The 4262-nt window shown below is 64.3% G+C and carries 4 protein-coding genes; all 4 read right to left on the reverse strand.

Translation table 11 applies throughout. The features are described 5' to 3' along the window. Nucleotides 1–1231: xylulokinase (xylB, locus tag ABYB95_RS18040; RefSeq protein ID WP_372660025.1), on the reverse strand; the 1231-nt coding region annotated here is incomplete at its 3' end. Nucleotides 1232–1237: 6 nt separating this feature from the next. After that, a complete protein-coding gene (locus tag ABYB95_RS18045; RefSeq protein WP_372660027.1) occupies nucleotides 1238–2422 on the reverse strand; it encodes an ROK family protein in 1185 nt (394 codons plus the stop codon). Between the two features lie 26 nt (nucleotides 2423–2448). After that, nucleotides 2449–3231 (reverse strand): ATP-binding cassette domain-containing protein, encoded by a 783-nt coding sequence (locus tag ABYB95_RS18050; protein WP_372660029.1) that lies wholly within the window; start codon nucleotides 3229–3231, stop codon nucleotides 2449–2451. After that, nucleotides 3228–4262: sugar ABC transporter permease (locus ABYB95_RS18055; RefSeq protein ID WP_372660031.1), on the reverse strand; the 1035-nt coding region annotated here is incomplete at its 5' end. The genes ABYB95_RS18050 and ABYB95_RS18055, both read right to left, overlap by 4 nt.

A 4262-nucleotide genomic window follows, 5' to 3' on the forward strand; every position in this document is an offset into this window, starting at 1 on the left:
GCAACTGCGCCCAGAAGGCACTGCGCGCGCCGCCACCAACCAGCGACAAGGTGCCGATGTGGCAGCCCGCCGCCTGCAGGGCGGCCATGCCGTCCTTCAGACCCAGGCTGACGCCTTCGATCACGGCGTAGCCCAGGCGGGTCGCGTCGGTGTCGAAATCGAGACCGTGAAAGCTGCCACGCACCTGGGCATCGTTGTGCGGGGTGCGCTCACCGGCAAGGTACGGCAAGAACAGGGGCGACGCCATTTGCGCTTCGGCACTCAGGGCGGCGGCCCTGTCGGCCACCGCGCCGGCGTGACCCGCCCCCAGCAGGTCGGACACCCACTGCAAGGCACTCGCGGCAGACAGCATCACACTCATCTGGTGCCAGCGCGACGGCAGGGCATGGCAGAACGCATGGGTGGCGCTCTGGGCGTTGGGTTGAAAGTGGGGCGTGACCACAAACAGCACCCCGCTGGTGCCAAGCGAAAGAAAGCCCTGGCCCGCTTCGGCAGCTCCCATGCCCACCGCACTCGCCGCGTTGTCACCGGCGCCGCCCGCGACCACGATGCCAGGCTGCAAGCCCAGCGTCTGGGCCACGTCGGCCTTGAGGTAACCACCGGCCTCGCTGCCCTCCACCAGGCGCGGCATGTGCGCGCGGCTCAACCCCGTCAGCGCGAGCAGCTCGTCGGACCAGGTGCGGCGCTGCACATCCAGCCACAAGGTGCCGCTGGCGTCCGACATGTCGCTCACGTGTTCACCGGTCAACATCAGGCGCACGAAATCTTTGGGCAGCAGCACCTTCGCTATCCGCTGGAAGATCTCGGGTTCGTGTCTGGCCACCCAGCGCAACTTGGGCGCGGTGAACCCCGGCATGGCCAGGCTACCGGCCAATGCCGGCAAGCCGGGCATGGCCAGCATCATGTCGGCGCACTCCTGAAACGCACGGGTGTCGTTCCACAGAATCGCCGGACGCAACGGGCGATCCTGGGCATCGAGCAACACGGCACCGTGCATCTGCCCCGACAGGCCAATGCCCTGAACCTGCGAGTACGCCTCGCGGTGCGCCTCGCGCAGGCGCGCCAGAGCTTCCTGCGTGGCGGCCCACCAATCCTGGGGGTCTTGTTCGCTGTGGCCCACATGGGGACGGGAGACGGTCAATCCGACGCCCGCTGAGCCCACCACCGTGTGGTCGGCGGCCAGGAGCAAGACCTTGACTTCCGATGTTCCTACGTCAATACCGATATACATACGTGCCTATGCGGAAATGCATTCACTGGAAGGGCTGTCCTCGACACCGTCGGGACGCGAAGACGCCGAAGCAGTGCCAGGATGAAGCGGTCGAAGGTCGTGATGCAAGACCATCGCTGCCGCCCCCACCGCAGCGGCCATCAGGCCGTAACGCGCGGGTCGAACGTCTGGAGGCTCCATGCCAATGCAATCGGCATAGGCACGCAAGGTGTCCTTGGCCACGGCCAGCATCGCGGGATAACGCTGCTGCGAGGGCCCGCCCACCACCAGCACGTCGGGATTGAACGTGGTCCAGAGGTTTTGCAGCACCACCCCCAGATAACGGCCACCTTGCGCGGGGTCGTCCAATTGCGCCAAAGCCCGCGCGCCGAAGAAGGTTTCGGCACAGCCCCTGCGGCCGCACGAGCACAGCGCGCCATCGATCTGCAGAATGCTGTGCCCGACCTCCCCCGCCATGCCATGGGTTCCGGTGAACAGCCGATCGTTCAGCACGATCCCCGCGCCCACGCCCGCACCGCAGGCGACGAAAATCAGGGAGTCGGTCACCTCCGCGCCGGAGAACTCGTACTCGCTGAAGGCGGCCGCATCGGCCTCGTTTTGCAGATGCACCGCCACCGGCGGCACGCCCTGCTCGCGCAGCGCTTCGACCACCAGAGGCAACAAATCGATGTTGCGCCAGCCCAGGTTGGGGGCCAGGTGCAACAAACCCGTGACCTGGTCAAACGCGCCAGGCACGCCCACACCCACACCCGAAAGCTGCATACCGTCCTGCACGAGCGTGGCATAAACACCCGCCACCATCTGGGCCAGTTGACGGCACACGGCTTCGGGATCGAGAGACACCAACGCCTGCTCTTCGGACAACAAAACCTTGCCCGTCAGGGAAACGGCCACCACCCGCAGCGCTTCCACCGCGAGCTCCACGCCGACCATCGCGCGGTTGCGGTCGTCGATGCAGAGCGGCGTCGAAGGTCGCCCCAGGCCCAGCGCGGCGGACGTGCCGCTCTCCGTCAGCCAGCCTTCCTCAAGCAACTCCCGCACCAGAAGACTGACGGTGGATTTCGTCAAACCGCTGGCCGACGCGAGTTGCGCTCGCGACTGGCCCCCTTGCCTGCGCAACAAGCGAAGCAATACGCTTCGATTGATGCGTTTGACGAGTTGTTGGTCGCCCGTGGTTTTCATGGTTTTCATGGTTTTGATGGCAGCGGACAAGATGCTCAAAGGGCGTGGGTCTGCGGCTTGCCGTCGGGACGCTTGCCGGCAATGATCATGCCGAGCACCTCGTCCTCAGTCACATCGGTGGTCTTGTAGGTGCCCACCAACTTGCCGTTTTTCATCACCGCCAGACGGTCGCTCAGGCCAAACACGTCGGGCATGTCGTGGGTAATCAGGAAAATGCCGACGCCTTCGGCCTTGAGCTGACGCACCAGATTGCCCACCATCGCGGTTTCCTCCGGACCCAATGCCGCAGTAGGCTCGTCCATGATCAGGATGCGGGCGTTGAAATAGATGGCCCGCGAAATCGCCACCACCTGCCGCTGTCCACCCGAAAGACGCCGCACCGGAATGCGCACGTTCTTGAAGTTCTTGTTCAGCCGGTGGAAGACCTTCCGGGCATCGGCGTCCATGCGGTGGTCGTCCAGCGTGCGCCAGCGCGTCAACAACTCCCGGCCCAGAAACAGGTTGGCGACGGAATCCAGGTTGTCGGCCAACGCCAGGGTCTGGTAGATCGACTCAATCCCCATACGCTGCGCATCCACCGGCGTACGGATGTGCGCTTTCTCGCCTTGGATCAGCACCTCGCCGGTATCGATGGGATAGGCGCCGGCCAACATCTTCATCAGCGTCGATTTGCCTGCACCGTTGTGCCCCAGCAGGGCCACCACTTCGCCCGGATACAGATTGACGCTGACATCGTCCACCGCCTGCACACCGCCAAAGGCCTTGCCGATCTGGCGCATTTCAACCAGCGGTCCGCTGGAACCCAATGTTCGGCTCATACCGTGTCTCCAGTCAGGCGGCGGTACAACACATCGAACACCACCGCAACGATCAGCACCTGGCCGATGATCACGTAGCGCACGCCGATCGAGACATCCAGCAGCAACATGCCGCTGTCGATGCTCTGCATGATCAGGGCACCGAGAACGGAACCCAGAATGGAGCCGCTGCCACCGGCCAATGCCGTTCCGCCAATCACGGCGGCGGCGATCACATACAACTCCATGCTGGTGCCCAGGGAGTTGGTACCGGCATTCAATCGCGCGATCGACACCATGGCCGCCACCGTGATCAACACACCCATCAGCGCAAACAGCATCAGGGTCACCTTTCGCACCGGTATGCCCACCAGGGCCGCAGCCTCGGGGTTGCCCCCCATGGCAAACACGTAGCGGCCAAATCGGGTGCGATGCACCAGGAAAGACAGCGATATCGCCACGGCGCCCCAGATCAGCACCGGGATCGGCACGCCCTGCGGCGCGTCCTTGTTGGGAATTTGGTAAGCGTTCATCGCCGCGACGAAGGCCAGCACGATGGCCACCGGCACCAGCAAGATCAGGGCATCCAGCCACAGCGGGTTGTTCGGCACTTCGTAGGCCGCACGGGCTTTGCGGCGCAACCAGGTTTGCAACCCCAGGATCAGAACGATCAGCCCTGCCAGCGCCCAGCTCGCCGAAGTACCAATGGAACCATCAAAACCCCCACCCAGACGCTGAAAAAATGCGTCGTTGACCGGTTGGGTCTTGCCATCGGCCACCAGAAACGCCGCACCACGGAACGACATCAGGCCGCCCAGCGTCACGACAAAAGAGGGCACACCGAGCATCGACGTCAAGGCCCCCTGGTAGGTCGAGACCGCGATGGCCACCACCAATCCAGCCAGAGAAGCCTCGATCCAATGCCAGCCCGCCGTGTACATGAGCGTGGCAATCAGCACACCGACAAAGCCCATCACGGAGCCCACAGACAGGTCGATGTGCCGGGCCACGATGATGAGCACCACGACCGTGGCCACGATGCCGACCACCGC

It is taken from the genome of Hydrogenophaga sp., from assembly GCF_041633695.1.
Lineage (GTDB): Bacteria > Pseudomonadota > Gammaproteobacteria > Burkholderiales > Burkholderiaceae_C > Hydrogenophaga.

What these genes read in the sequence shown, in the direction of transcription:
- ABYB95_RS18050 (WP_372660029.1), bottom strand. Translation starts at nt 3,231, where the DNA reads ATGAGCCGAACATTGGGTTCCAGCGGACCGCTGGTTGAAATGCGCCAG.
- ABYB95_RS18045 (WP_372660027.1), bottom strand. Translation starts at nt 2,422, where the DNA reads ATGAAAACCATGAAAACCACGGGCGACCAACAACTCGTCAAACGCATC.